We start from the raw sequence: 26,098 nt of genomic DNA on the forward strand, positions 1-26,098 counted from the left end.
CCGAAAGTGGCTTTCGCGACCTGTCTCGGGGCCCAGTCCGGACGGCCCGCGACGAGGTGACAGGCAGTGCCGTCGGTTTCTTGGCACGTGGGCATGCCGAAGGGCCCGTCGCCGGTGGTGTGCGGCGGGCTCTTCGGTTTCAGCGGTGGTTGTGGCGTGGGGTTTGTAGTGGGTCGAGGTATTGGGGTGGGATGAATTCGGGTCGTCCGTTGGTGATTTGGACTTTCCAGCCGGATTGTCCGTGGATGACCATGTGGTGGTAGCGGCAGAGTAGGCAGAGGTTGTTCAGGTCGGTGTCGCCGAGTTGGCCCCACGGCAGTATGTGGTGGGCTTCGCAGTGTTTGGGTTTGCGGTGGCAGCCGGGGAAGGCGCAGCCGTGGTCGCGGAGGTTCAGGGCGCGGCGTTGGGCGGGGCTGACGGACCGGGTGGCGCGGCCGATGTCGAGAGGCTCGCTCTCGGAACCGAGGACCGCGGGAATGATTCTCGCGTCGCAGGCCAGCATCCGCGCGTGCCGTGCGGTGATCTGCGAAACCTCGTCAACGCAGGCCGCTCCGAGTCCGGAGGTCAGGGTCTCCAGAGGAATGGTGACCACCACCGTCGTACGATCCCCGGACAACGTAGGCGCCTTCTCGTTGGTCATGGCGTAGTGGATGGCGTCGAACAACGCGTCGCCATTGCGCTCGCCCGGCGTGCGGGGGTCGCGGTTGCCGTCTTCGTCGATGGGTCTTCGTTGTCCCCAGGTGTCGAACAGGGCGTTGACCCGGGCCCCGAATTCGGGGTCCAGCAGGCCGTTCAATCGCCACTAGCCGTCGTCGCGTTTCCGCAGGTGGACCTCGCGTGAGGGTGGTTTGAAGTCTTCGTCTTTGGGTTCGTTGCCGTCGGGATCCATGTGCGCCAGGAGGTCGGCGCCGACGTTGGTGATCTCCTGGGGCCCGGCGTGGCGGGCGAGGTTGACCAGGATCTGTTCCGCGCCGGACCGGTCCTCGGCCGACACCTCGGCGGGGATGTTCTTCAGCACGGCGAGGATCGGGTCGAGTTGCTGGTGCCCGAGGTCGCCTTCCGCGGCGGCGGCCCCGGCGATCGGCGCGAACGCCGGAGCGGGGGAGCCGTCGAGGTTTCGGCTCTCGTTCAGCGCCAGCGCCCGTGTCACGGTGTCGCCGGCTTCTTTGGGGCTGATGCGAGCGGTTTCGGCGAACCAACCCGCCGTCGATCCGTGCCCGAACAGTTCCATCGGGCCGCGCGATTCGATCTCGACCAGGAACTGTCCGACCTCCGCCAACGCCTGCCGTGCCACCGACAACCGCTCGACCACACCGTGCGCGAGCTCACGCGCACCGGCGCGCCACAACTCGTGCGGCGGTTCGAGGATTCGCTGACTGGACACCCCGCAAGAATACCATGAATCGAACAGGTGTGCGAATATGAAAATTGCTCTGGAATCGCTTTCATCTACCGGGGAAGTGTTTCGGCGGCTATTCACGGGTAAGGCAAACGAAGCGGGTTGCGAAAGCCACTTTCGCAACATCGGCGAAGGCGGGACGAGCGGACGTTCCTCGCTCCTTGCTGGAGGGGACCTTGTCGGCGCGCGCCGCCGAACTCCTCACAGCTCCCGCAGCAGATACCGCTGCAACTTCCCACTCGCATTGCGCGGCAACGCCTCGATGAACCGCACGCGCCGCGGATACTTGTACGGCGCCGCGGTCGCCTTGGCGTGGTTCTGCAATGCCCGCACCAGATCCGCGTCCGGCTCGATACCGGGCCGGGGGACGACGAACGCCGTCACGACCGAGCCGCGATCGGGATCCGGCGTGCCGATCACGGCGCATTCGTCGACATCCGGATGGGTGAGCAGGACCTCCTCGACCTCGGGGGCGGCGATGTTGTACCCCGACGAGATGATCATGTCGTCGCTGCGCGCGACGAACCGGAAGTAGCCATCGGCGTCGCGGACGTAGGTGTCGCCGGTGAAGTTCCAGCCACCGCGGACGTAATCCTGCTGGCGCGGGTCTTCGAGGTAGCGGCAGCCGGTGGGCCCTCGCACCGCGAGGAAACCGGGAGTGCCGTCGGGAACGGGCGAACCGTCGACATCGAGAACGGCCGCCTGATAACCGGGCACGACTTTGCCGGTGGCGCCGGGGCGCGCGTCATCGTCGGCGGCGGAGATGAACACGTGCAGCATTTCGGTGCTGCCGAGCCCGTCGATCAGCGGCCGCCCGACGGTTTCCCGGTACTGCTCGGCCACGGGGGCGGGAAGCGACTCGCCCGCCGACACGGCCCGGCGTACTCCGGCGAGCAGTCGTCCGTCGCCGGCGTTCAGGATCGCCCGGTACGCGGTCGGGGCGGTGAAGAGGACGGTGACGCTCTTTTCGGCGACGATGGTGGCGAGTTCCGCCGGAGTGGCCCGTTCGACGAGCAGTGTCGCCGCGCCCGCGCGCAGGGGGAAGACCAGCAAGCCACCGAGTCCGAAAGTGAAGGCCAGGGGCGGTGTACCGCAGAAGAGGTCGTCGGACGTCGGGCGCACGACGTGCCGGGAGAACGTGTCGGCGATCGCGAGCAGGTCGCGATGGAAGTGCATCGTCGCCTTCGGGGATCCCGTCGTGCCGGAGGTGAAGGCCAGCAGGGCGACGTCGTCGGCCGCGGTCGGGACGTCGGCGAACGTCGCCGGATACCGGTCCGCGCGGGCGGCGAGTTCGGGTCCGTAGGACACCACGGGGAGATCGGGCGGGAGTTCGTCCAGCAGTCGTTCGTCGCAGATCGCGACCGCGGGTTTCGCACGGCCGGCGATCTTGTCGAGTTCGGCACGCCGCAGCATCGGCATGGTCGTGACGGCCACCGCGCCCGTCTTGAGCACGGCCAGCCACGCCGTCGCGAGCCAGGGCGTGTTGGTGCCCCGCAAGAGCACGCGGTCGCCGGGAACCACGCCGAAATCGGAGACCAGGACGTGGGCGACGCGGTTCGCGCGGGCCAAAACTTCGCCGTAGATCCACGTTTCGGTGGGGGAGAGCAGGCACGGCCGGTCGTGGCCGAGCCGCGCGGCGGTGTCGTCGAGCAACGCGGTCGCGGCGTTGAGCCGGTCCGGATACCGGAGTTCCGGCAGATCGAACACGAACTCCGGCCACTGATCGGCGGGCGGCAGACGCTCACGACAGAACGGGTCGACATGCGCGCTGGGAGAAAGCCTCATCGTCGCCGCTCCTCGGTCCGGCCGTGCCCCCTTCGCGAAGGTAGCACTCGTTACGACCGTCGAGAAGACGCGATGAACCTCAGGGAACCAGTTCGGCCACGGCGCGGCGCAAAGTGGCGCGCACGGTCTCTGCGTCGTCGAGGTTGCCGCCGTGTAGCGCGCCGTCGCGGAGGAGGACGAGGGTGCGGGCGGCGTGCTCGGGATCGGGGTGACCGGCGTCGCGGGCCAAGTCGCGGAGCACGCCGAAGAACCAGTCCCGGTGGTCGTCGATGACCTGGCGCACGTGGTGTGCGGGATCGGGGTATTCGGCCGCGGCGTTGAGGAACTGGCAGCCGCGGAAGTCGTCGTCGAGCGTCCGGTCGCCGACGATGCCCAGTGCGGCGAGCAGGGCTTCGCGTGGGGGTTTTCCCTGCGTCGCCGCGCCGACACCCGCGCGGATCTGTTCGCTCGTGGTGCTCAAGTAGGCGGCGACGAGGTCGTCCTTGGTGGGGTAGTGGCGGTAGAACGTCGCCCTGGTCACGGCCGCTTCGGAGACCAGGCGCTCCACGCCGACGGCATGGATGCCCTCGGCGTAGAAGAGCCGTGACGCTGTCTCGAGCAGCCGGATCTTCGGGTGGACGTCCCGGTCGACAGTCGGCATCTCTCAACCTTAGAGAAAGAACGGTCATTCCACCAGGTTGCCTTCGTCACGTTGCGGAAGGGCTCCCGGACGAGCATTGTTCAGGCAGAAAGACCGATCGTTCTCCCTGAGCCTGAAGGAGTCATCATGAGCAACCAGAAGCCCACCATCGTCCTGGTCCACGGCGCTTTCGCCGACTCGTCGAGCTGGAACGGCGTCGTCCCGAAGCTGCGTGAGCAGGGTTATCGCGTGCTGGCCGCTTCGAACCCGCTGCGTGGCATCGAGTCCGACGCGGACTACGTCGCCGACGTCGTCAACGGCGTGGACGGCCCGGTCGTGCTGGCCGGGCACTCCTACGGCGGCGTGGTGATCAGCCGCGCGGCCGCCACCGCGCCGAACGTCAAGGCGCTCGTCTACATCGCCGCCTTCCAGCCGGAGGCGGGGGAGAGCGTGTTCGAGCTGTCGGGCCGGTTCGAGGGCGGCAAGCTCGGCCCGGACACCACGAACGTCCTGGCCGCGCAAGGTGAGCTGTCGATCAAGCCCGAGCACTTCTCGGACGTGTTCGCGGCCGACGTCCCGGTGGAGACCGCGGACGTCATGGCGGTCACCCAGCGTCCGGTCACCGAGCGCGCGCTCGGTACCCCGTTCGACGGCGAGCCGGCGTGGAAGACCCTGCCCTCGTGGGCGCTGATCGCCGAGCAGGACCACGCGATCCCCGCCGCGGCGCAGGCGTTCATGGCCGAGCGTGCCGGTTCGGAGATCACCAGGGTCGACGCTTCGCACGCTGTCTCGGTGTCGCGGCCGGACGTCGTCGCGGAGGTTCTCCTCGCCGCGGCGGCCAAGGTCGCTTGACAGGTGAAACCCTCCCCGGAGAGACTGCTAAAACGTTTTGGCAGTCTCTCCGGGGAGAATCACGTGAAGGTCTTGGTGCTCGATTCGAGCCCGCGTCGTGAAGGCAACTCCTGGGCGCTCGCGCAGGCTTTGGCCAAGGGGGCGGAGGAAGCGGGCCACACGGTCGGCTTCGTCCGCCTCTCCGATTTCGTCGAGTCGCCGCTCGGGGACTGCCGTGACTGCCGGCTGAGCGACCGGTCCTGCGGCATCGGCGACGGCTACGAGCGCCTGCTGTTCGACCACGTGCTCCCGGCGGACGCGATCGTCTACGCCACACCGCTGCACTGGTACGGCATGACCGGACGGCTGAAGTCCTTCTTCGACCGGCTGTTCTGTTACACCTCCGGCAGTTCCCCGCATACCGCGGAGGTCGTGCCGGGGCTGATGCACAAACGCGCCGCGGTGCTGATCTCGTGCGAGGAGAGCTATCGGGGCGCGACACTCGGTCTTGAGGCCCAGTTCCAGGAGCTCACGCGATACCTGCGTCAGGATCTCGCCGGGATCGTGGTCGGCGTCGGCAACAGCCGGGGCGAGGTGGAACGCGATCCCGCGCGGCCGCTGGAGGCCGCGGCGGACCTCGGCCGTAGGCTGGGCGACGCCCATGTCACCGACTATCGGCTGGACACCGACCGGCCGAACCGCGTTTGGGGACCGCCTGTGGAGGCTTGAGTGTCGCCGACCATCCGTGACGTCGCCGCCGCCGCGGGGGTTTCGATCACCACCGTTTCCCATGTGCTCAGCGGCCAGGGCCGGATCTCCGAGGAGACCCGGCAGCGCGTCGCGAGGGCGGCGGCCGAACTCGGCTACCAGGCCAGCGTGCACGCGCAGCAGCTGGTCACCCGGCGCAGCCGCACGTTGGCGATCCAGCTCGCGAACTCGGTCGACGCGAGCAGCGCCTGCGCGCTCGTGCCCAATTCGGACTACTTCCTCGAAGTCCTCAACGGCGCGGCCGAAGCCGCCTCGAAACGCTCGTACGCCCTGCTTTTGACCCCGACGGACGCCGACCTCGACCGGCTGAACGCCTTCGCCGTCGATGGCGCGATTCTGGTGGATCCCCGTGGAGATGAGCCCTTTTTCGCGACCGGATGGTGTCAGGACCGGCCGCTGGTGACCGTCGGACGTCCGATGGCGGCGCCGTGCCCGGTGCCGGTCGTCGTCGACAACGACCTGGTCGCGGCCGCCGGGCAGATGCTGGATCACCTGGCGGACAACGGTTACGAGCGGCCGTCGATGATCACCACCGACACCGCCCGCTCCTACGCGGCCGATCTGGTCGCGGGCTACACCGGCTGGATGGACGAGCGGGGGCTGGAGCCGGTGGTGGTCGAGATCGACGAGCCGCCGACCACCGAAGGCACGGCAGAAGCGCTGGGCAGGCTGCTCGACCGGCGCGTGTGCCCGGACGCCGTGTTCACGACATCGGAGAACCTCGCCCTCGGTGTCCTCCACGAGGCCCGCCGCCGGCGGCTCGCGGTACCCGGCGAGCTCGGGATCTGCAGTGCGGTGGACAGCGGTTCGCTCCAGCTCGTTTCGCCGCGGGTGACCGGGATGTTCGTGCATCCGCGCGAGGTCGGCGGCCGCGCGGCCACGGCGCTGATGGACCTCGTCGAGGGAAAGGCGTCCGGCGGCGAGCCGCGCCGGATCGAAGTCCCCGTGCGGCTGAACGCGCGGGAATCGACCGCTCGCTAAGAACTCCGGCACGCCGCGACCGGCACGGCCCCGCCGTCGTCCTCGGTGGTCGCGATGAACCCGAAGGCGGTCGTCCCGCCGGCGGGCAGTACCGCGTTCCAGTCCAGTTCGGACACTCGTACGCGGTCGCCGTCCTGTGCCAGGGAACCGTTCCACAGGTTGGCGATGCGGGTGCCTTGCGGCAGCGTCCAGCTGACCTCCCAGCCGGTGAGCCGGGTGTCCTGGGCGTTCCGGACGGACACGCGGATCTCGGAGCCGCCGGGCCAGCGGTTGGCGACCTCGTACCGCGCTTCGCACACTGGTTTCGTGGCCGACGGCAGCGGCGCGGGCGCCGGGGCGGTGGCGTCGGGCGGGTCGCCGTCGAACAGCAGGGCCCCCGCCAGCACGCCGCCCGCCACGACCACCCCGCCCGCGATGGCGAACGGCAACCGCGAACGGCGGGTGGGCGCGGGAAGCCGTTTGGTGCCGGACAGGATCGCCGGGCGGCCGTCGGCGACGGCGGCGAGCATCCGCTCCGCCTCTGCCATGTCCGGCCGTTCCAGTGGATCCCGCCGGAGTAGCCGCAGCAGGACGTCGGTGAGCGGGCCGGTGGACCTCGGCGCCGTGATCTCGCCGCGGGCGACCCGTTTGAGGAGCGCGATCTGGTTGCCGTCGGTGCCGAACGGCGGCGCACCTTCCAGCACGGTGTAGAGCGTGGCGCCGAGCGAGAACACGTCCGACGGGTAGCCGGGTTCCTCACCGTCGGCGACCTCGGGGGAGAGGTACGCCGGGGTACCGACGACGAGACCATCGCCGGTCATCGTCCCTTCGCCCGTGACGTGGGACAGGCCGAAGTCGGCGATCTTCGCCTGGCCGTCTTCGGTGATCAGGATGTTGTTGGGTGTTACGTCCCGGTGCAGGATGCCGTCCTCGTGGGCGGCGGCCAGCGCGGAGGCGATCTGCGCGCCGAGTTCCGCGACGCGGCCCGCGGGGAGCGGGCCGTCGTCGGCGAGGAGCTCCGTCAGCGGCCACGACGACAGGAACTCCATGATCAGGTACGGGGTTCCGTCCTGTTCCACGACGTCGTAGACGGTGACGGCGTGCGGATGCTTGAGCCGCGCGGCGACCCTGGCCTCCCGCATCGCGCGCACGATCGACCGGAACGGCGCGTCGCCCGGCGACTTGTCCGGCAGCAACTGCTTGACCGCGACCGTGCGGTCGAGCCGCTCGTCCCGCGCCTGCCACACCACGCCCATCGCGCCCCGGCCGACCTTGTGCTCCAGCCGGTAACGACCGGCGATGATGGCGTTCCGGTTCACCGGGCAACTGTATCCGCTACGAGAGCTTGGCCTCCTCGACCGGCGCCCCGGCGGCCGCGAGCCAGGCTTCGGCCAGCAGCCGATGACCCAGCGGGCTGGGGTGGACGCCGTCCGGGGCCAGTGTCGCCGCCCCGTGCTCGGCCGCCGCGCGCGGCATGAACAGGTCCGCGCGCACCAGCCGCGCGCCGAACTCGGTCGCCACGTCGATCGCCGCTTCGACGCGGGGCGCCAGATCACCGAGCCACTCCTGCTGTTCCGGCTCCACCGGCAGCAGGAACGGCGTGATCACGTACAACTCGGCCGGGAGGTGCTCCCGCGCACCGGCCAGCAGCCGGGAGTAGGCGGCCCGGAATTTCCCGATCGGGCTGGACAGGCCGCGATCGAAGGTCCGCCAGGTGTCGTTGATGCCGATCTTCACCGTCAGCACCGTGGGCCGCGCCGCGAGGACGTCGGTGGCCCACCGGGCTTCGAGGTCGTAGATCCGGTTGCCGTTGATCCCCCGGTTGACCACTTCCGGCCCGTCGCCGAGGAGATCCGCGATCTGCCGGACGTAGCCCTTGCCCAGCGACGCGGGGTCGGTGCGGTCACGGCTGGAGTCGGTGATGGAGTCGCCGGCGAACAGCAGCCTGTCGGCTTCGGTGAACCTCACGCGCCCGCCTCGATCAGCTTCCGCAGCGAGTCGGCCTCGCCGGGGAGCAGGTCCGGATCGTTGCCAGGGACGAACTCCAGCAACGCGTCGAGCGGCCGCCCGGCCTTCGCGAGGAGGGCGAACACCCTCGTCCACAGTTCCGTCCGGAAGGTCAGCGGATGCCGCTCGTTGCTGGGCCACCACGAGAAGACGTGCACCGCGCGCACCTGGTCGAGCACCAGTTCCAGGCCTGCCAGCGCCTGCTCGTCCGGCAGGTCCTGCGGCGGCTGCCAGTAGGTGCCGAGATTGTCGCGGCCGACCTCTTCGAGCAGCCGGACGGTCGATTCCGCGGTGTCGGTCAGCGTCCCGCCGTGGAACTCCAGCGCGACCTCCAGACCGTGTTCGTTCGCGACGTCGGCGGCCTCGCGGAGACCGGCGACGACCTGCTCGCGTTCGTCGGGGTCGACGTCCGCGGAGCCCGCTTTGCCCGCCCACACCCGGATCCGCGAGGCACCGAGCCGGACCGCGGTGGCGGCGATCTCGCCGAACTTCCCGGCCTCGACCGGGGTGGCGCGGAAATAGGAACCGTAGGAGTCGCACGTCAGCCCGTGCCGGGCCATGGCCTCGAACGCGCGCTCGGCCGCCCAGTCGTCACCGGGGCGCACATGGACGTCGGCGCCCCACTCGATCACCTGCAGGCCCGCCTTCTCGGCGCGGCGGGCGACTTCGTCGGCGTCCAGCCGGCGCAGCGTCACCGAACACAGTCCCGGGCGGATCATTTTCCCTCCAACGGTCGGGTACTTTCGCGCAGCACGACCTCTCCGGTGATCGGCTTGACCCGGGGAGCGGCCGCGCGGGCGTCGAGGATGAAGTCGAGGGCCTGTTCGCCCATGCGCTCGATCGGCACGCGCACAGTCGACAGCGAAGGCCTGATGTCCCGCAACGTGATGATGTCGTCGAACCCGGCGATCGCGATCTGCGCGGGGACCTGCAGCCCGTGGTCGCGGCAGGCGGCCATCGCGCCGACGGCCATCACGTCGTTGACCGCGAAAACACAGCCGCGGAAGCCGCTCTCGATCGCCCGCACCATCGCCGCGTAGCCGCCGTCGCGGGTGAATTCCGCGCGCAGCACGTGGTTCTCGGGCAGCGGGAGCCCGTGCCGGGCGAGTCCGTCACGGAAGCCGAGGACGCGATCCCTCGACGTCAGCAGGCCGGGCGGCCCGGCGAGGACGAGGAAGTCGCGATGCCCGAGCGCGGCGAGGTTCTCCGCCAGATTCGCCGCTCCGGCCCGGTTCTCCAGCATGACGGTGTCGAAGGGGAGTTTCCGCTGGCCGATCACCACGACCTGACCGTGGGCGGCCTCGAACGCCTTGAGTTCCTTGGTCAGATTCCGTTGCAGGGCATTGTCTTCGTTCCGCGACCCGGCGAGGATGACCGCTCGCGCCCGTTGCCCGCGCAACGTCGTGACGTACTCGAGTTCCTTCTCCGGATGGTTCTCGGTGCTCGCGATGGTCACCGTGAGCCCGTGCCGCGCCGCCACGCGCATCACGCCCGACGCGATCGAGGAGAAGTACGGGTCCACGATGTCGTGCACCAGCAGTCCGACGACGTTGCCGCGGCCGCGGGCCATCGCCTGCGCGGGCACGTTCGCCGTGTACTGCAGCCGTTCCGCGGCCCGCAGCACCGATTCGCGCAGGGTCACGCTGACCTGTCTGGTCCCGCCGTTGAGCGCCCTCGACGCCGTCGCGAGCGACACTCCGGCCTCGCGGGCGACGTCGGCCAGGGTGGCCGAACCCGCGGCGCGCTGCGCCATGGTTCCTCCTCGGTGGTGCGGTGGGCTCACGCCGGCGGGGGCTGCCGCCGGCGTGAGCCCGGCTTTCACTACGGAGCGCCGGGGCCGACGTCCGCGGTGGTGAGCGGCCGGTTGGCGATGGCGGCCGTCGAGTACTCGTCGGCGCCGACGTCACGCAGGCTGCCGCGGGCCTGACCGTCGAGGTCCAGGGTGACCGGTGCGGTCGACAGGGTCGCCGCGTCGATCGCGGGGCTGCCCGCGGCGAGCCGCGAGACCCCGTCGCTGCCCTGCACGAGCTTCGGGTCGACCCGGCGGAAGGTGCCCGCCGGGATGTTCCCGTTCCCGCCCGCACCCCACAGGATGTTGCCGGACCAGGTGAAGTTGCCCGTGGTGCTCATCGCGACCAGGTCGCCGTTGCCGCCGACGAAGATGTTGTCGGAGATCGTGCAGTCGCGCGGTTCGATCGTCCGTTTGGTCTCGCCGGCGAGCGTGCCGCCGTTGTTCAGCAGCGTGTTGTGCGCGATGAGCACGCGGTCCGCCGCGTCGTTGCCGCGCCGTGATTCCTTCGATTCACCGGGGAAGTGGTCCCGGACGGAGCCGCTGCCGACGACCAGCGCGGTGCCGGACACCCCGGCGACGTAGTTGTTGACGATCTTGTGGTCGTTGCCGTAGATCCGGATGCCCTCCTTGCCGCCGAGGATGAAGTTGGATTCGACGACGGACTTGTTCCCGTGGCGCAGCACGATGCCGCCGAGGCTGTTCCGGATGGTGTTGTTGCGGATGAAGTTGCCCGACGACTTGACCGAGATCGCCTCCGGGTCGCCGTTCGCGCGTTCGAAGAGGTTGAACTCGATCTTGGCGCCGGCGGTGGTCAGCGCGCGCGGGCTGACGCCGAGCCGGATCGGCTCGCCACCGTTGTCGCCGGGGAAGGTGTGGTCGGAGAAGTAGTTCCGGAAGACCTCGACGTCCGCCGCCATCTTGTCCTCGTCCGCACCCTCGATGCAGAGCATGACGCCGAGCGTCGTCTTGTGGTGGAAGTGGTTGCGGTCGATCTTGCTGTTGTCGGCGCGCACCATCACCCAGTGCAGGTCGGGGAGGTCGGCGAACTGGAGATCGTTGCGGGTCAGCCGGATCCGCGAGCAGTTCGCCGGGATCTCCAGCGTGGTGCTCTGGCGGAACTTGAACCCGCTGATCGTGACGCCGGTGGAGTCGTCGAAGACGAAGCTCTGCTCGCCGTTCAGTGTCACGCCGCCACGGGACTGCGCGACGATGGTGATCGGCTGGTCCTTCGTGCCGCGCCTGCCCTTGATGCTGATCGGCTTGCCCGTCGGCACGGTGTAGGTGCCGTTGTTCACGGTGATGACGGCACCGGGACCGGCCTGGTTGATCGCGTTCTGCAGTTCGGTCAGCGAACTGACGTTCTGGGCGCACAGCCTCTTCGGTTTGGCCGACGCCGTGCCCGCGGTGACCCAGGGGACGGTGACCAGCGCGGCGCCGAGGGTGGCGCCGCTGAGGAACCTTCTGCGATCCATGATGCCTCCGTGCTCAATCGGTGGGGAGGGTTGCGGCGGCGGGGCTTTCGGTGCTGAGGAACAACTCGATCACCGGGACCGGGGTGTCCGGTTTCCGGATGGGGAGCTTGAGGGTGAGCGTGCCTTCCGGCTGCCCGCCCATCTGGGTGTTCTGCGCGGTCTGCCCGGGATCCGTGTGCACCTGCCGGATTTCCGAGGCGTCGTCGAGCAGCTGGGCGTAGCGCACCCGCCCGGCGAGCCCCGGCAGGTGGACGTGGTTCATCGGCCAGCTGAAGAGATGCAGGTACAGCCGGTCGCCGCGCCGGGTGTAGCGGCCGTCGGCGGGCGCGGTGAACTCGGCGGGGCCGCAACCGCGGATGGAGCGTTCGTGCCGGTCCATCCAGCGGCCGATCTCGGCGAGCACCTCGAGCGCCCGCGGGTCGATCTCGCCCCGGCCGTTCGGCCCGACGTTGAGCAGCAGGTTTCCGTCCTTGGAGACGCCGTCGACCAGCATCCGGATCAGCAGTTCCGGGCTCTTGTAATCGAGGTTGTCGCGGTCGTAACCCCAGCTGCCGTTCAGCGTCTGGCACGCCTCCCACACCACCGGGACGCCGTCGCGGGTCATCGGGCCGGACGGCTGATACTGCTCCGGGGTGATGAAGTCGCCGGGGATCCCGGTGCGGTCGTTGACCAGGATGCCGGGCTGGAGTTCGCGGACCAGCGCGAGCAGGCCGGGGGAGTCCCAGTCGTCCGGCCCCTTGCCGCCCCACCATTCCTTGCGGCCCTTGTAGGAGAAGTCGAAGAACAGGTAGTCGATCGTGCCGAAGCGGGTGAGCAGTTCGCGCACCTGACCGTGGAGATAGAGCTGGTACTCGGCGATGTCGGCGTACTGGTGCGCCGCGATGTACTCCGCGTCGTCACGGCGGGGATGGGTGCCGTCGACGGGGAAAGCCGGGTGGTGCCAGTCGATCAGCGAGTGGTAGAAGCCGACCTTCAGACCCTCTTCGCGGCAGGCGTCGACGAACGGTCCGAGCAGATCCTTGCCGTACGGCGTGTTCGTCACCTTGAAATCGGTGAGGTCGCTGTCCCACAGGCAGAAACCGTCGTGGTGCTTGGTGGTCAGCACGACGTAGGTCATCCCCGCGGCCTTCGCGGCGCGTGCCCAGGACCGCGGGTCGTACTTGTCCGGCTCGAAGTGGTCGAAGTACGCCCGGTACTGCTCGTCGGTCAGCTTTTCGCGGTTCTGCACCCATTCGTGCCGGGCGGCGAGGGAATACAGTCCCCAGTGGACGAACATCCCGAACCGGTCGTGGGTGAACCAGGCGGTGGAACTCACTGCAGGATCGCTCCTTGGTTTCTTTGGTGACTCAGCCCTTGAGCGCGCCCGAGGCAAGCCCGCGGACGAACGAACGCTGGAAGAACAGGAACGCGGCGACCGACGGGAGCAGCGCCAGCAGCGACGCGGCCATGATCACACCGGGCGTGACGTCCGTGTCGATCCGCAGGGTCCGCAGGGCCAGCGGCAGGGTGTAGGTCGAAGCGTCGGTCGACACCAGCAACGGCAGCAGGTACTGATCCCAGATCATCGTGAAGCCGAAGACGCCGATCACGCCGAGCGCGGGCTTGCACATCGGGAGGATGATCTGCGCGAAGATCCGCAGGTCGCCGGCCCCGTCGATCCGTGCGGCCTCTTCGAGTTCGCGCGGGACGTCCTTCATGAACTCGGTCATCACCAGGATCGAGAAGGCCCAAGCGCCCAGCGGCACGATCATCCCGGCGAGGCTGCCGATCAGGTTCAGATGCACCACCGGCAGATCCGACAGGATCAGCGAAAGCGGGATCGCGAGGATCTCCTCGGGCAGCATCAGCGTCGCCAGGATCGCGACCAGCACGAAGGTCATGAACCGGAACTTCTTACGCGCCAGCGCGTATCCGGCCAGCACCGAGACGACGACCTGCAGCAGCAGGCCGAAGCCGACCACCAGGAACGAGTTGAGGAGATACATCCCCACGCCGAGGTCGAAGGCGATGCCGAAGTTGTCCAGGGTCGGGCTGGACGGGACGACGCTCAGCGCCGTCGGGTCGGAGACGTTGTTGAACGCGCTGACCAGCAGTGCCAGCAGCGGCCCGGCGAACACCAGGAGCAGCAGGGCGTACAGGACGAACTTCAGGATCCGTCCGCCCGGCGATTTGACGGCGTCGAGGCCGAGTGCGGAATCGTTGGCCGCGGTCATGCGTCTCGCCTCCGTCGGAGCACCTGGACGAACAAGGTCAGCACGAGCGTCGCGAGGAACAGCAGGACCGCGCCCGCCGCGCCGACGCCCAGCCGGTTCTGTTCCAGGCCGAGTTTGTAGATCAGGGTCATCGCCACTTCCGTCGAGCCGTTCGGCCCGCCGTTGGTCAGCAGGAACACCTCGGTGAACACCCGCAGGCCGCGGATCGCCGCGAGGACGAACAGGATCGAGAACACCGACCGCAGGCCCGGCAGCGTCACGTGGAGGATCTTGCGCCAGCGCGAGGCACCGTCCACAGTGGCCGCTTCGTAGAGCCCACGGTCGATGCCCGCCAGACCGGCGAGGAAGATCATCATGTCGTACGGGGCACCGCGCCAGATCCCGGTGATGATGACCGAGATCATCGAGCTGCCGGGATCGTTGATGAAGCCGGACGGGCCCAGCCCGACCAGGCCGAGGATGGAGTTCAGCATCCCGTCCTCGGTCGGGTGGTACATGATCCGCCAGAGTTCGGCGACCACCGCGATCGGCACGACCACCGGCAGGAACGCCGCCGACCGCAGGAACTTCAGCCGCTTGCTCTGGCCCTCCATCAGCAGGGCGAGCGCGAGGCCGATGATCATCGACCCCGCGGTCTGCCCGACCGCGATCACGACGGTGTGCCAGATCGCGGAGTGGAACGCCTCGTCACCGAGGACGGTGCTGTAGTTCTGCCCGCCGACCCACGTGTTGCCCAGATACGGCTGGACGTCCTGGAAGGACATCGTCACCGCGGTGAACATCGGGATGAACTTGAAGTACACGAACAGGATCAGGGCGGGCGCCAGGAACAGCCACGGCGTCCACCACTTCCCGTCGCGGTCGCTGCGCCTGCGGGCCTTCGGCGCGGGCGTCCGCTCGACGGCGGGACGGTCCGCGCCGACGACCGCCGGCTTGGCGTGATCTACGGTCATGACGCGCTGATCCCCTGTTGCTGCAACGTCGCGGTGAGCTTGGTGTCGAGTTTGGACAGTTCCGCCTTGAGGTCGAGCTTGCAGTCGGCGACGAGCGCGCTGATCGTGTCGGCGGTGTCCTGGCGGACCGGCGTCCAGTTCGGGATGGACGGCGTGTAGTGGCCGGACTTGGCGTAGATCTCGGCGTAGGTCTTCCAGCGCGGGTCGGGGCGGACCTGGGCGATGTCGACGTTCTTGTTCACCGGGAGCTGCACGATGAAGGCGGTCTCGCCCTCCATGCCGATCTTCTGGCCTTCGGCGGAGATCGCGAAGTCACCGAAGGCGTCCTGCCCGGCCTGGTTCGGCGAACCGGCCATCAGGTAGATCGACGCGCCCTCGGCGAGGACGTCGGCGTTCTTGGCACCCTTCGGCATCGGGACGACCTCGTACTTGTCCTTGCCGAGCGCCTTGTCGAACCGCGGCAGCAGGTACGGACCGACGACGTACATGCCGGCCTTGCCCGCTTCGAAGGTCTCGTTGGTCGCCGGGGTCGGCATGGTGACCGAACCGGGCTGGATGACGTTCTCCTTGCAGCCGAGGTCGCGGAACCACTGCACCGCGGCCACGGATTCGGGCGTGCTCATCGCGGGCTTGTACTTGCCGCCCCCGGTCTCCGAGATGAAGTCGCCGCCGGCGGCCCAGAGGAAGTTCGAGAAGTACCAGGAGGCGTAACCCCGCTTGGTCGACAGCGTCGCGTTCAGGCCCGCGGTGTCGGCCTTGCCGTTGCCGTCGGGGTCGCCGGTGGTGAAGGCCTTGGCGAGGTCCGCCAGCTCGGCCCAGCTCTGCGGGACGCCCTTGCCGAGCTTCTCCCGCCAGTCCTTGCGGATCAGCAGCGCCGATGCCTGCGCGCTGAAGGGCAGGCTGTACAGCTTGCCGTCCGCGGTCTGACTCGACTTCAGCGCCCGCTCGGTGAGCTCCGAGGCGTGCTTGATCTTGCCCTGCTCGACCTCGCGGAGAAGACCCTGGGTCTTCATCGTGCCCAGCTGTGTGAGGTCGTTCATCACGATGTCCGGCAGGTCGCGCTGGGCGGCGCGCTGGGCCAGCTTCGTCTCGAAGTCGTCGAAGATCGCGGTGACCTGCACCTTGAACCCGGTGGCCTTCTCGAAGGCTTCGGCGAGCCGCTTGGTGGCCTGCTCACCGGCGCCGCCGGGGGTCGTCCGGGTCCACAGTTCCAACGGCGCCTTGGTGTCCTGCGCGACGTTCGTTCCGGCGGGGCCTGCCGAGCAGCCCGAAAGGACCAGCGCTGAGACAGTGAGTCCCACGCCGATCCACCGCGATTTCCGCATCGCTTCTCCTGTTCACTGTGGACCACGCTGTCTACCTCGGAGGGGACGGTAAGCGCTTTCCCGGTCTCCGGTCAATGGTCCGATCATTACGAATTTCAATCTCCCGTGTTTGCCTCTGTTCGGGAGTCGCCGTGCGTGGACCGGCTCAGGCATCCGATGTATGGTCGCCGCCGGAGGTAGGAATGACCGAGCTGCAACACCGGCCGACGGCCCTTCTCGTGATGGAGGAGCGCCGCCGCGACGACGTTTACCCCGAGGCGGTGCTGAAGGAGATCGGCACGCTGGCGGACCTGCGTGAGCCGCTCACCCGTGAGCGACTGGCGGAGGACCCGGCGGCGCTGGAAGGCGTCGAAATCCTGCTGTCCGGCTGGGGTGCCCCGGTGCTGGACTCCGTCCTCTTGGGACACGCGCGGGACCTGCGGGCCGTGCTCGTCGCCGCCGGCTCGGTGCGGCCGCTGACCACGCCCGAGTTCTGGGCGCGAGAACTGCCGATCGTGTCGGCCGCGGCCGCGAACGCCGTCCCGGTCGCCGAGTTCACCCTCGCCCAGGTCCTCTTAGGACTCAAGCAGGTGCACCGGATCTCCCGCGAGATCCGGGAGCGGCGGGCCTATCCGCCGGATCCGCGGGTCGCGGGTGCCTACCGGTCCCGGGTCGGGCTGCTCGGCCTCGGCGAGATCGGTGCTCTCGTCGCGTCGCATTTGCGCGGTTTCGACGTCGAGGTGCTCGCGAGCGACCCCGTCGTCGACCCGGCGACGGCGGAAAGTCTCGGCGTGCGGTTGGTTGGCCTGGACGAACTGTTCGCCACGTGTCCCGTGGTCAGCCTGCACGCGCCACTGCTCCCGGAGACCGAAGGGCTGGTCGACGGGACGCTGGTGGCCAGGATGGGCATCGGCGCGACCTTGATCAACACCGCTCGCGGCGCCGTCGTCGACGAGCCGTCGGTGGTCCCCGTGCTGCGCGAACGCCCCGATCTCACGGCGATCCTGGACGTCACCTGGCCCGAACCGCCCGAACCGGACTCGCCGCTGTACACGCTGCCGAACGTGGTGCTCACCCCGCACCTGGCGGGCGCGCTGGGCGCCGAACGTGCCCGGATGGGCGAGCTGGTGGCGGCGGAGCTGCGGCGGTTCGTGCTCGGGGAGCCGCTGGAGCATGCTGTCGCGCCAGATCGGGCACACTTGCGGGCTTGATGCTCGCGGACCGGTGTGCCCGTGGTCCTGCTGCACGCCTTGGGTGGTTGGGGCGTGGGTGGATCTGGTCGGTCATTCGCTGGGGTGGCCGGGTCGCCGTGCTGCTCGCCCAGCGACTGCGGTGGCTGGTCGACCCGATCATGGCTGAACTGCGGACGCCCGACCCCGGCTGGCGGGTCCGGCTCGCCGCGACGCCCCTGTTGGTCGGCGGCGGGCCGTCCAGTCATGTCACTCGGGGAGTCGCTGGAGCGGATGCGCGGACTGATCCTGGGCTGCCGCCTGGTGACGATCGAGGACGCGGGGCATCGTGTGGCCGGAGGAGTTCGCGGCGGTGGCGGGGAGTTGCTCGGGCCGGCGTAATCTGAGCGTCCTGGCTTGGGGGAGGACCGGTGGCCGTGTTCACCTGTGCGGGGTGTGCCGCTGACCTGACCGTGCCGGTTTCCCGGGTCGCTCTCCCTGTGCATGCTCATAGCCGTTTTGAACACGTCCTGCTTCCGCCGCTCATGCGGGCGGGAACTCATGCCGTCGATCCCGAGCCGTTCGGTCCGCCTTGGCGGCCCTGGGACGAGGCAGAGGGTGAAGCCCGTGGACTGTTCGCTCCTCTCGGCTCGCTTTCGTACGGGCCCTCCGGAACGATCGTGGTCGCGCCGGGTGACACCCGGGGAACCGTGCTGATCCCGGAGCGATGCGACGGCGACTGCTACGGAGTGGACGGTCGTGACGGCTCCAATCTCGCCTGCGCCCGGTGTGGCCTGGAGGTGGGGACCCGGATCGACGACTGCTCGCTCTGGCAGGCAGTGCGGCTCCTGCCGGATGCCGTGCGGCGCGAGGAAACTTCCGGGACTCTCGACGAGACCGTCGAAGGTGTGCCGCCGGTCGGGCCCGAGGGAGCGTGGAGTCTGTATTGGGAGGCGGCGATCGCCGAGGCGCTGGCGCATCTGCTCGCGGTTTCCTGCGGGAGGGCGATCGCCCTCGAGGACGGCCTTGTCGCCGAGATGTTCCGCCCCGCGCTCGCCTTGCTTCCGCACGGACCACCGCGCCGGAACTTGGCGCTCGCGGGCCCCGGATTGCCGGAAACCGACGACATCGCGCTCGTGCCGCGGGATCCGGTGACCGGACGGTCGTGGCCGCACCCCGGCGCGGCCGACGTGGTGCCGGTCGCCGCCGAGGTGTGGACGTGGCTGGCTTTCGGCCACGACCCAGTGACGGCCCCGGTCTCCGGCGCGATGCCGACGGGTGTCCTGCGCGACGATCCGTTGCCGAAGCGCCCGCGCGACCTTTTCCGCCCCGCGCCGGACGTATTCCTACATACCTTGGCGCGGCTCCCGGCCGTTCGGCAGCCGTGGTTGCGGGCGATCTACGACCGGGTGAGCGCCGCCCCGTGGGACGGTCTCGCGGAGCTGGCCGTATAACGACCTATACCACCTGCCGGTGGTCTTACCGGTATTCGGCGACAAGCCGGTGGAGGTGGTCGCCGAATACCGGCGACGGTTCGGGTGCCGGGAACAGTTTCGGTAACGCCCACGGTCTGCTGCCGCGAAACGGCGACGATCTGAGTGACCCCACCTCGTTGCCGCGAAACGGCGACGGCTCGCGGATGGCGGTGAGATCGGGCGGCCATGCGGCATGGTGACGGATGGCCTGTCGCCGGGAATCGGCGACGCTAAGGTCGGTTCGCAACGCCTACGGCCCGTTGCCGCGAAACGGCGACGGATGGCGGCGGGATCGGTCGGCGACGCGACCTGGTCTCTGGTGCCCAGTTGCCGTGAAACGGCGACGCCGATCGGCGGGTGTGAGACCCTCCGCGGCAACGTCCACGGCCCGTCGCCACAAAACGGCAACAGACCGCGACCACCAGCGGAAAAGTCACCAGTTCCGCACCACAGGCGCATACCCCTCCGGCTTGTCCCCGACCTTCACCCCCGGCGAGATCACCCAGTTCTGGTACTCCGGCGTGAACATCCGGTACACCGACTCCGGCGGCACGGCGCTCGCCTCGTCGAGGAGCGCGCGCAGGTCCGGCGGCAGTTCGAAGTCCAGCGCGGCCATGCTCTTGCCCAGCTGGTCCGCGCTGCTCGCCCCGACGATCGCGGCCGCGACGCCCGGCTGGGTCGCGACCCAGTTGATCGCTACCTGCGCCATCGTGACGCCGAGTTCGGTCGCGACCTTCTCCAGTGGCTTCAGCAGCGCCCAGTCGCGGTCGGTCCACGACTTCCCGGGGTTGCCCGGATCGCTCAGCCTGCCCTCACCGGACGGCGTCTCGCCGGTCTGGCGGTACTTGCCGGTGAGAAACCCGCCCGCCAGCGGGCTCCACGCGGTGATGCCGAGCCCGAGATGCCGCCCCATCGGCACGTGTTCGGTCTCGATCGTCCGTTCCACGAGCGAGTAGGGCAGCTGGAGATTGACGGCCGGGGTGAGCGCATTCGCCTCGGCGAAGCTCTGCGCCCGTGCGGCGTACCAGGCGGGTACGTCGGAGAGCCCGGCGTAGCGGATCTTTCCCGCGCGCACCAGGTCGTCGAACGTGCGCATCACCTCTTCCGCCGGGGTCACGCGGTCCCAGGTGTGCAGCAGGAAGAGGTCGACGTGGTCGGTGCCCAGCCGTCGCAGTGACCCTTCCAGCGCCCGGATCAGATGTTTGCGCCCGTTGCCGCCCGCGTTCGGATCGCCGGGGTCGACGCTGTTGGTGTACTTGGTGGTGAGCACGACCCGGTCGCGCACCTTCGCCTCGGCGACGAGGCGGCCGAGGATGGTCTCGCTTTCGCCCGCGGTGTAGAAGTCCGCGGTGTCGATGAAGTTCCCGCCCGCCTCCAGGTACCTGCGGAAGATCGGGCGGACCTCGTCCTCGGATTTCCCGTACGCGGCGTGGAACCCGCCGGTACCGAAGTTCATCGTGCCGAGCGCGATCCGGCTGACGCGCAGGCCGGAGCGGCCGAGCAGGTAGTACTGATCCAGTGTCATGGACGTGCCTTTCAGTGGTGTCCGGCGTTGGCGGGAACGACGAGGTTCACCGTCTTCTGGTCGAGGATCTTGTGCGTCGGGTCGGCGAGACCGATCCACACCTTGTGCGGTCCCGCGGGCAGCGACTGGATGATCAGCGGTTCCCCGCTGCCGTCCGCCCAGTGCCAAGCCGCGTCGTCGACGGTCACGTGGATGTGGCCGATCCGGGGTGAGACGTCCAGGGCGGCCGGGCCGTACACCGGGACGATCCGGAGGTTTTCCGCCCGGTACCGCAACACGACCAGGCCCATCGCGAGCTGCTCGGGCAGCGGCTCGTCCACGATCAGCGACGGCGGCGGCTGGGACGGCAGGGGCACCACGGGAGCGGGCGTCCAGCCGGCGGCGGACGCGGCGGCAGGGGGAGCGGGCGCCGGCGGAGCGGGCGGGGGAGCACTACAGGCGGCGGTGAGCAGAACGGCGGCGAGAGCGGCTTTCCCAAATGCGGGCATGAATGCACGCTAGGACCGCGGAAGGGGCCGCGGCGCCCGTCGGACGACGTCATCGGTGTACGTCACCATGACACTTTCCGGTGATCACCCCCGTGAACCGGCCGGATCCGGGGAATCCGGGGGCATCGACGGAAAAGGAGTGCACGATGAAGACTCGAATCGCCGCAGTGGCGGCCGCGGTCACGTTCTTGGGCGCCGTCACGGCCTCGCCCGCCATGGCGGACCCGGTGCCCGGCAGCCCGAACCAGTTCTACGCGTCCTGCGCGGTCGATCTGCTGGGCGTCCCGGTGGGGTGCCTCGAGACCGACGAAGAGCACGCGACGCACATCTGTCAGTACGTGCTCACGGCCTTCGGGCTGGGCCTCGACTGCATCCAGCGCTGAATCCGGTCACGTACCGAGCCAGCCGGGGTTGGCCGCCGCCCACTCGGGAAGCCGATGCCGGATCACGGCCGACTCGGCGATGGAGTGCGTCAGTCCACTTCGGACAGTGGGGACGTCGACGGGCGAACCGTCGCGCCACAACAGGAGATGACGCGTCCGAAGCGGCACGCCCCGCAGCGCCACCAGCGTGCCCGGGATCGTGGAACCGGAATCGAGGGAGCGGGCGGGTGCCACCGCGCGGGGTTCGTGCCGGACGGTCCGGCGCAACGCCTTCGGGTCCAGCGTCCGTACGGTGATCGCACCGAGTCCGGCGCGGGCGCACTGGTCGGTCAGGTGGTCGTGGAACTCGTCGTCCTCGCCCGCCGGCAGCAGCCAGATCGAGCCGTCGAGCTCGGCGAGGGACACCTCGCCGAGTCCGGCGGCGGGATGGTCCGGTGACACGACGACGAAGACCGGCTCCGTGCCGACGGGAAGCAGGTGGACGCCCTCGGGCGGGACGATCTCCTGTCCCGGATGGTCCACGTACAGCGCCAATTCCACGGTGCCGTCAAGCAGCGCCGGGAACAACGCCGCCCGGCTCGTCACCGCCACTTGCTCGACCGGACGGCCGGGGGCCGCCGCGGCGACCACGCCGCTCAGCGGTTCGGCGAAGATGGTCGGAAACGCGCCGATCCGGAGCAGTCCCTCGGAGGGCGCGCCGCGAAATCGGCGGATCGCGCGTTCGAGGTCGTCCGCCGCGACCAGTACCCGGCGCGCGTGGTCGAGCAGCACCTCACCCAGCTCGGTGGGCCGCACGCCGTGCCGGTCGCGTTCGAACACCGTCCGTTCGAGTGCCCGCTCGACCCGGTGGAGCTGCGCGCTCAACGCGGGCTGGGAGAGCCCGAGCGCGGTCGCGGCGTTCGCGATGCTGCCCGCCGACGCGATCGCGTCGAGCAGGCGCAGATGCCGGACGTCGACTTCCGCCGGCCAGGTGTGGCCGTCCCCGGGACCGATGAGGGGGCTGATCACAGGTCGTCCTCGTTGATGAGCGTGCGGAGTTTGTGCAGGGCGCGGTGCTGGGCGACCCGTACCAGGCCGGGGCTCACCCGCAGGACCGCGCCCGCCTCGGGCGCCGTCATGCCGACCGTGATCCGCAGCCGCAGGATCTCCTGCTGGATATCGGGCAGGCTGCTCATCAGCCGTGTCAACCGGTCGTGACCATCGGCCGCGAGGGCCTGCCACTCGGGTTCGTTGGGTTCGGGCGTCGCGTGGTCGGGCGGATCGGGCGTGGGCTCCGACCGGTCCCGGGCTCGCCTCCGGAAGGCAGCGGCGACCTTCCGGGCGGCGATCCCCAGGACGGCGGCGAGGAAGGAACCGCCGGTGGCGCGCGCGGCGGGCAGTGCGGTGAGCACGGCGAGACAGGTCTCCTGCGCGACGTCGTCCGCGTCCGTTCCGTCCATCCGGCTCCGGCAGTAGTCCGCGACCACCGGCTGGACGATGTTCATCAGCTCGTTCGTCGCCGCGGGGTCGCCGCCGCGGGCGCGCGGGACGAGAGACTCGAGATCCGCCGTCAGCGCGCCGTCGTCAGGGGGAGGAGCCGCCCCCGGCGAGGTGAGGTCGCCGGGGGCGGTCCAGGTCAGGCGAGTTCCCAAAGCGCGGGCACGTTCGGCGGTTCCCAGCCGGGCATGGAGGTGTGCGGCTGGATGACCCGGTAGTTGCTGCCGCCGTAGCTGGCGGTCGCGCCGGAGCCGTAGTACGTGTACGGCGCCCAGGTGCCGCCCGGCGGGTTCGACGTCGTCGGACTGGTCGGGGTGGTGGGCGTGGTCGGCGTCGTGGTGGTGCTGGACGGCGGGTTGCCGCTGACCGTCAGACGCAGGTTGTAGACGCTCAGGATCTCCGAGACCGGCTGGAAGTAGATGGTGCCGCCGGAGGTGCAGTTGCCGGAGCCACCGGAGGTGACGCCCTGCGCCTGGTCGCCGGTGAGCCACGAACCGCCGGAGTCGCCGGGCTCGGCGCAGGCGTTGGTCCGGGTCAGGCCGGTGATGGTGCCCTCGGGGTAGGTGACCGAGGTGTTCTTCTGCAGGATCGTGCCGCAGCGCCAGCCGGTGGTGGAGCCGGAGCGGCACACCGACGAGTTGACCGGGGCCTCGGTCGAACCGGCGACCGGCACGGTGCCGGGGTAGCGGTTCACCAGCGGGCGCGGGGTGTTGCCGGCGTCGGCGCGGACCCAGGCGTAGTCGTTGCCGGGGAAGCTGGAACCGGCGACGGACCCGCTGGGGTTCGAGGTGCGGGTGCCGGTCCTGCCGCAGTGTCCGGCGGTCACGAAGCCGCCGTCGACGGCGAAACCGATGGAGCAGCGGCCGGAGCCGAAGGTGTAGGCGTTGCCTCCGATGATGTCGATCAGCGCGCGCGGCTGTTCGGTGCTGGCCTCGACGCGGACCAGGTCGGACGGCACGCCGGACTCGGCCGCCCACGACTTCGCGGCGCCTTCGCCACCGGCGTTGGCGAGTACGACGATCGAGTTGGTGGTGACGTCGGTGAACCAGCCCGGCACGGTCTTCGGCGCCTTGGCGGATTTGGCGTCGAGCCGCAGCTTCGCCGCGTCGAGATCGGCGGCGCTGCGGGCGACGGTCTTCGGGATGGCGCCCGCGGCACGCACCAGGTCGCCCACGGCGGCGTCGGTGACCGCCACGGTCAGCGTGGTCCCGCTGCCGTCGAGCCACGACCCGGCATACGACGTGCCGAGCTGCTTCTTCAGCGTGTTGTCGGCGACCGCGGCGCGCTGTTCGCTCGCCATCCGGACTTTGGCCTGCTCCGGGGTGAGCTTCAGGTCGCGGGCCATCGCGGCCAGCATTTCGGACTGGGCCTGGTCACCGGCGGTGGCCTGCTGACCGGCGCTCGCGTTGGGGGTGAGGGCGATGGCGGTGACCAGGCCGGCCCCGGTTATCGCCGCGGCTGTGGCGGCTAAGATCTTTCTGTTCATTTCGACGCTTTCCTCGAAACGGGCGGGGGAGGGGGATTCGTCCCCGACCGTACGAGGCGGATCACGCAACTGGTACATACCATTTTGGTCATATCGCCCGGCTGGAACGTGGGGTGATATGGCGGTGGTCCGTGCGGATCCGGCAGGCGTTTTCGTTGCGGTGCAACGGTTCAGTCGCTGCCGGGAGAAAGGTGGCGCCGGCTCGCGATCCGGTGTCCATTGTCGTCAATACCGTACTTTTGAGGGGTCTGGCAAAGAGAACGCCGGAAGTTCTCACACTGTGGGGAAGTGCCCGTCGTGCCGGAGGGGGCGACGGCACGACGGGCACTGGTGTGCGTGGCCTCAGTGGCCGGTGCAGCGATAGCTCGTGGCCACCGCGGGATCACCGTGGCCGCGGTATCGCGACACCTGCGGATACGGGCAGAGATCGCGGGTGACGGTCTTGTCGCCGTTCGCCGCGGGCAGGGTCGACGGTGCCTTGCCGCGTTCGACCCAGTCGACGAGCGCGCCCAGCGCGTTCGTCGGCGCGGCGCCCGCGCCGCCGGAGCAGTGCGCGACACCCGGCGCGAGGAACAGCCGGTAGAAGTCGTTCACCCGCTTCGGGCCGCCCATCTCGCGCTCGACCTCGCGGCGGTACTGCAGCGTGCCGCCCGGCGGGATCAGCTGATCGTCGGAGCCGACGAAGGTGATCAGCTTGCCACCGGCCCGGCGGAACGCCGACAGATCGGGGTCCGAGGTCCCGATGACGTCGTCGTACTCCCGCACCGACTGTCGGAACAGGTCGGCGAACTGGCGATAGGTGATCTTCTCGGTGTCGAATCCGGGCTGCTTCTTCAAGAACGTCTGAACCCAGCCCACGGCCACCGGGAAACCGGGCGCGTTGGTCACCGGGCCGAAGTCCGCGCCCTTGGGGAGACCTGCCCAGAGCCGTCGTCCGTGCTCGTCGGCCGGCCCGGCCCAGATCTTGCGGACGACTTCGGCGTCCGCCGCGGTGACGGTGACCTCCTTGCCACCGCAGAGCACCTTCGTGCCGATCAGCGATCGAGGGTCGTAACCGCATTCGTCGGGCCGGTCCACGATGCCGTTGGTGACCCCGTCCCGGCCGTCGCAGGCCTTGATCGCCGCCTGCTGGAAGGCGGTGAAGACGCAGGTCGCCGGGAAGGTCTTCTCCTGGTTCATCACGACCCGCGGCCACAGGGTCGCGACCGCGAACTCCGCCCAGTGCACGGCGGGAGCGTTCGCCAGTACGCCGTCGAAGTCTCCCGGGTACCGCTGCGCTTCCGAGTAGCCCTGACGGCCACCGGTCGAGCAGCCGTTCCAGTACGAGTAGCTGACTTCCCGCTGGTAGAACTTCTGTGTCACGTCCTTGCCGACGAGGGCGGCTTCGTGCACGGAACGGGTCGCGAAGTTCGTCACCAGGGTCTTGTCGATCTCGCCATGGGGAGTGAGCGCCCACGAGGTGTCGAGGAAGGTCAGGGGGACACCGGCGTCGGTCGTCACGCCGCTGTAGCCGTCCTTGACGGCCTGGACCAGCGGGGCACCGAAGTCACCGGCGGTGTAGGCGCTGCCGCCGACCGCCTGGAGCCTGCCGGTCCACCCGGTCCGGGGCAGCGCGACGGCCACCTTGACGTGGTCGCCCGCCTTGCCGTGGGTCAGCGTGACGGTGATTTCGCAGTACGCGGGCACGTCCGTGATCGCGGCGGGGGCCGAGAACGGGGTGGGCGGGAACGTGACGGTCCCGCCGGGTTTCGGCTCGGCCCGGACGGATTCGATCCGCGCGCCTTCGGGCGCCGAGACGGGGACCGCCGCGCACGACGTCGCCGCCTGGGCGGGCGCCGTCTGCGTGACCGAGGTCAGCACCAGCGGCAGCAGGGCGGCCAGCGGTGCCGCCGCGAGGAACAACTTCTTACGTCTGATCACTTCGCCGAAGCTAGGTCGATCGTATTGACACGCCGTCTACATCCTGTGGACGCCGCCGGGGAGTCCTAATGGG

General features: G+C 69.4%; 24 protein-coding genes and 1 pseudogene. 7 read left to right on the forward strand and 18 right to left on the reverse strand.

The window, feature by feature from the left end:
* Window positions 1-139 precede the first annotated feature (139 nt).
* From ACZ1DY_RS19910 to ACZ1DY_RS19920, 3 genes and pseudogenes are all read right to left on the reverse strand, one after another.
* Window positions 140-1,384 (reverse strand): annotated as a pseudogene (locus ACZ1DY_RS19910) (HNH endonuclease signature motif containing protein).
* 216 nt (window positions 1,385-1,600) lie between these two features.
* Window positions 1,601-3,184 carry an AMP-binding protein gene (locus tag ACZ1DY_RS19915; RefSeq protein WP_465485321.1) on the reverse strand — a complete coding sequence of 528 codons (1,584 nt, stop codon included), beginning with the start codon at window positions 3,182-3,184 and terminating at the stop codon, window positions 1,601-1,603.
* 79 nt (window positions 3,185-3,263) lie between these two features.
* Window positions 3,264-3,824, reverse strand: a complete 561-nt coding sequence (locus ACZ1DY_RS19920) for a TetR/AcrR family transcriptional regulator (RefSeq protein ID WP_465485322.1) — start codon at window positions 3,822-3,824, stop codon at window positions 3,264-3,266.
* Between the two features lie 126 nt (window positions 3,825-3,950).
* Between ACZ1DY_RS19920 and ACZ1DY_RS19925 the strand changes: the two genes are divergently transcribed.
* The 3 genes from ACZ1DY_RS19925 (at window position 3,951) to ACZ1DY_RS19935 (ending at window position 6,383) form a co-directional block, all read left to right on the forward strand.
* A complete protein-coding gene (locus tag ACZ1DY_RS19925) occupies window positions 3,951-4,655 on the forward strand; it encodes an alpha/beta fold hydrolase (RefSeq protein WP_465485323.1) in 705 nt (234 codons plus the stop codon).
* A gap of 63 nt (window positions 4,656-4,718) precedes the next feature.
* On the forward strand, window positions 4,719-5,363 hold the full coding sequence (locus tag ACZ1DY_RS19930) for a flavodoxin family protein (RefSeq protein ID WP_126737763.1): 645 nt from the start codon (window positions 4,719-4,721) through the stop codon (window positions 5,361-5,363).
* Window positions 5,364-6,383, forward strand: coding sequence for a LacI family DNA-binding transcriptional regulator (locus ACZ1DY_RS19935; protein ID WP_465485324.1), 1,020 nt, complete (start codon window positions 5,364-5,366; stop codon window positions 6,381-6,383). It begins immediately after the preceding gene.
* On the opposite strand, the gene ACZ1DY_RS19940 is transcribed toward ACZ1DY_RS19935, so the two are convergent.
* The 9 genes from ACZ1DY_RS19940 to ACZ1DY_RS19980 form a co-directional block, all read right to left on the reverse strand.
* Window positions 6,380-7,681: a serine/threonine-protein kinase gene (locus ACZ1DY_RS19940; RefSeq protein ID WP_465485325.1), complete on the reverse strand. Its 1,302-nt coding sequence runs from the start codon at window positions 7,679-7,681 to the stop codon at window positions 6,380-6,382. The genes ACZ1DY_RS19935 and ACZ1DY_RS19940 overlap by 4 nt on opposite strands.
* Before the next feature lie 16 nt (window positions 7,682-7,697).
* On the reverse strand, window positions 7,698-8,330 hold the full coding sequence (locus tag ACZ1DY_RS19945) for an SGNH/GDSL hydrolase family protein (RefSeq protein WP_465485326.1): 633 nt from the start codon (window positions 8,328-8,330) through the stop codon (window positions 7,698-7,700).
* Window positions 8,327-9,088 carry a sugar phosphate isomerase/epimerase family protein gene (locus ACZ1DY_RS19950; RefSeq protein ID WP_465485327.1) on the reverse strand — a complete coding sequence of 254 codons (762 nt, stop codon included), beginning with the start codon at window positions 9,086-9,088 and terminating at the stop codon, window positions 8,327-8,329. Before ACZ1DY_RS19950 ends, ACZ1DY_RS19945 begins: the two co-directional genes overlap by 4 nt.
* The gene (locus ACZ1DY_RS19955; protein WP_465485328.1) at window positions 9,085-10,122 is read right to left on the reverse strand and encodes a LacI family DNA-binding transcriptional regulator; all 1,038 of its coding nucleotides are present in this window, start codon (window positions 10,120-10,122) and stop codon (window positions 9,085-9,087) included. Before ACZ1DY_RS19955 ends, ACZ1DY_RS19950 begins: the two co-directional genes overlap by 4 nt.
* 68 nt (window positions 10,123-10,190) lie before the next feature.
* Complete coding sequence (locus tag ACZ1DY_RS19960) at window positions 10,191-11,633, reverse strand: chondroitinase-B domain-containing protein (RefSeq protein ID WP_465485329.1); 1,443 nt, start codon at window positions 11,631-11,633, stop codon at window positions 10,191-10,193.
* A 13-nt stretch (window positions 11,634-11,646) separates the two neighbouring features.
* Entirely contained in the window at window positions 11,647-12,948 is a 1,302-nt protein-coding gene (locus ACZ1DY_RS19965) for an alpha-L-fucosidase (protein WP_465485330.1), read from the reverse strand.
* Window positions 12,949-12,979: 31 nt separating this feature from the next.
* On the reverse strand, window positions 12,980-13,846 hold the full coding sequence (locus ACZ1DY_RS19970) for a carbohydrate ABC transporter permease (RefSeq protein ID WP_126737756.1): 867 nt from the start codon (window positions 13,844-13,846) through the stop codon (window positions 12,980-12,982).
* Entirely contained in the window at window positions 13,843-14,799 is a 957-nt protein-coding gene (locus tag ACZ1DY_RS19975; protein WP_257487249.1) for a carbohydrate ABC transporter permease, read from the reverse strand. Before ACZ1DY_RS19975 ends, ACZ1DY_RS19970 begins: the two co-directional genes overlap by 4 nt.
* A complete protein-coding gene (locus ACZ1DY_RS19980; protein ID WP_257487248.1) occupies window positions 14,796-16,124 on the reverse strand; it encodes a sugar ABC transporter substrate-binding protein in 1,329 nt (442 codons plus the stop codon). Before ACZ1DY_RS19980 ends, ACZ1DY_RS19975 begins: the two co-directional genes overlap by 4 nt.
* 182 nt (window positions 16,125-16,306) lie before the next feature.
* On the opposite strand from ACZ1DY_RS19980, the gene ACZ1DY_RS19985 reads away from it, so the two are divergent.
* From ACZ1DY_RS19985 to ACZ1DY_RS19995, 3 genes are all read left to right on the forward strand, one after another.
* A complete protein-coding gene (locus ACZ1DY_RS19985) occupies window positions 16,307-17,314 on the forward strand; it encodes a hydroxyacid dehydrogenase (RefSeq protein WP_257487247.1) in 1,008 nt (335 codons plus the stop codon).
* 225 nt (window positions 17,315-17,539) lie between these two features.
* Window positions 17,540-17,674, forward strand: a complete 135-nt coding sequence (locus tag ACZ1DY_RS19990; protein WP_257487246.1) for a hypothetical protein — start codon at window positions 17,540-17,542, stop codon at window positions 17,672-17,674.
* Window positions 17,675-17,952: 278 nt separating this feature from the next.
* A complete protein-coding gene (locus ACZ1DY_RS19995) occupies window positions 17,953-18,726 on the forward strand; it encodes a hypothetical protein (RefSeq protein WP_465485331.1) in 774 nt (257 codons plus the stop codon).
* A gap of 454 nt (window positions 18,727-19,180) precedes the next feature.
* Here ACZ1DY_RS19995 and ACZ1DY_RS20000 read toward each other — a convergent pair whose 3' ends face one another.
* The gene (locus ACZ1DY_RS20000; protein ID WP_465485332.1) at window positions 19,181-20,272 is read right to left on the reverse strand and encodes an aldo/keto reductase; all 1,092 of its coding nucleotides are present in this window, start codon (window positions 20,270-20,272) and stop codon (window positions 19,181-19,183) included.
* Window positions 20,273-20,283: 11 nt separating this feature from the next.
* Window positions 20,284-20,760: a DUF6130 family protein gene (locus ACZ1DY_RS20005; protein ID WP_465485333.1), complete on the reverse strand. Its 477-nt coding sequence runs from the start codon at window positions 20,758-20,760 to the stop codon at window positions 20,284-20,286.
* A 146-nt stretch (window positions 20,761-20,906) separates the two neighbouring features.
* Between ACZ1DY_RS20005 and ACZ1DY_RS20010 the strand changes: the two genes are divergently transcribed.
* Complete coding sequence (locus tag ACZ1DY_RS20010; RefSeq protein WP_126732254.1) at window positions 20,907-21,143, forward strand: hypothetical protein; 237 nt, start codon at window positions 20,907-20,909, stop codon at window positions 21,141-21,143.
* A gap of 6 nt (window positions 21,144-21,149) precedes the next feature.
* Here the strand turns inward: ACZ1DY_RS20010 and ACZ1DY_RS20015 are convergent, their stop codons facing one another.
* The 4 genes from ACZ1DY_RS20015 to ACZ1DY_RS20030 form a co-directional block, all read right to left on the reverse strand.
* Window positions 21,150-22,151, reverse strand: a complete 1,002-nt coding sequence (locus ACZ1DY_RS20015; protein WP_465485334.1) for a LysR family transcriptional regulator — start codon at window positions 22,149-22,151, stop codon at window positions 21,150-21,152.
* Entirely contained in the window at window positions 22,148-22,774 is a 627-nt protein-coding gene (locus tag ACZ1DY_RS20020; protein ID WP_465485335.1) for a sigma-70 family RNA polymerase sigma factor, read from the reverse strand. Before ACZ1DY_RS20020 ends, ACZ1DY_RS20015 begins: the two co-directional genes overlap by 4 nt.
* Entirely contained in the window at window positions 22,759-24,105 is a 1,347-nt protein-coding gene (locus ACZ1DY_RS20025) for an alpha-lytic protease prodomain-containing protein (protein WP_465485336.1), read from the reverse strand. The genes ACZ1DY_RS20020 and ACZ1DY_RS20025 overlap by 16 nt, the downstream gene beginning before the upstream one ends.
* 342 nt (window positions 24,106-24,447) lie before the next feature.
* Window positions 24,448-26,022 (reverse strand): tannase/feruloyl esterase family alpha/beta hydrolase, encoded by a 1,575-nt coding sequence (locus tag ACZ1DY_RS20030; protein ID WP_465485689.1) that lies wholly within the window; start codon window positions 26,020-26,022, stop codon window positions 24,448-24,450.
* Window positions 26,023-26,098 lie beyond the last annotated feature (76 nt).

Source organism: Amycolatopsis sp. PSD-21 (assembly GCF_055561455.1).

Bases quoted from the DNA above. Each gene is read 5' to 3' on its own strand.
- ACZ1DY_RS19990 (WP_257487246.1), top strand. From the start codon at position 17,540: ATGTCACTCGGGGAGTCGCTGGAGCGGATGCGCGGACTGATCCTGGGC.
- ACZ1DY_RS19975 (WP_257487249.1), bottom strand. From the start codon at position 14,799: ATGACCGTAGATCACGCCAAGCCGGCGGTCGTCGGCGCGGACCGTCCC.
- ACZ1DY_RS19950 (WP_465485327.1), bottom strand. From the start codon at position 9,088: ATGATCCGCCCGGGACTGTGTTCGGTGACGCTGCGCCGGCTGGACGCC.
- ACZ1DY_RS19915 (WP_465485321.1), bottom strand. From the start codon at position 3,184: ATGAGGCTTTCTCCCAGCGCGCATGTCGACCCGTTCTGTCGTGAGCGT.
- ACZ1DY_RS20000 (WP_465485332.1), bottom strand. From the start codon at position 20,272: ATGACACTGGATCAGTACTACCTGCTCGGCCGCTCCGGCCTGCGCGTC.
- ACZ1DY_RS19985 (WP_257487247.1), top strand. From the start codon at position 16,307: ATGACCGAGCTGCAACACCGGCCGACGGCCCTTCTCGTGATGGAGGAG.
- ACZ1DY_RS20025 (WP_465485336.1), bottom strand. From the start codon at position 24,105: ATGAACAGAAAGATCTTAGCCGCCACAGCCGCGGCGATAACCGGGGCC.
- ACZ1DY_RS20010 (WP_126732254.1), top strand. From the start codon at position 20,907: ATGAAGACTCGAATCGCCGCAGTGGCGGCCGCGGTCACGTTCTTGGGC.
- ACZ1DY_RS19955 (WP_465485328.1), bottom strand. From the start codon at position 10,122: ATGGCGCAGCGCGCCGCGGGTTCGGCCACCCTGGCCGACGTCGCCCGC.
- ACZ1DY_RS20005 (WP_465485333.1), bottom strand. From the start codon at position 20,760: ATGCCCGCATTTGGGAAAGCCGCTCTCGCCGCCGTTCTGCTCACCGCC.
- ACZ1DY_RS19920 (WP_465485322.1), bottom strand. From the start codon at position 3,824: ATGCCGACTGTCGACCGGGACGTCCACCCGAAGATCCGGCTGCTCGAG.
- ACZ1DY_RS19960 (WP_465485329.1), bottom strand. From the start codon at position 11,633: ATGGATCGCAGAAGGTTCCTCAGCGGCGCCACCCTCGGCGCCGCGCTG.
- ACZ1DY_RS19925 (WP_465485323.1), top strand. From the start codon at position 3,951: ATGAGCAACCAGAAGCCCACCATCGTCCTGGTCCACGGCGCTTTCGCC.
- ACZ1DY_RS19970 (WP_126737756.1), bottom strand. From the start codon at position 13,846: ATGACCGCGGCCAACGATTCCGCACTCGGCCTCGACGCCGTCAAATCG.
- ACZ1DY_RS19980 (WP_257487248.1), bottom strand. From the start codon at position 16,124: ATGCGGAAATCGCGGTGGATCGGCGTGGGACTCACTGTCTCAGCGCTG.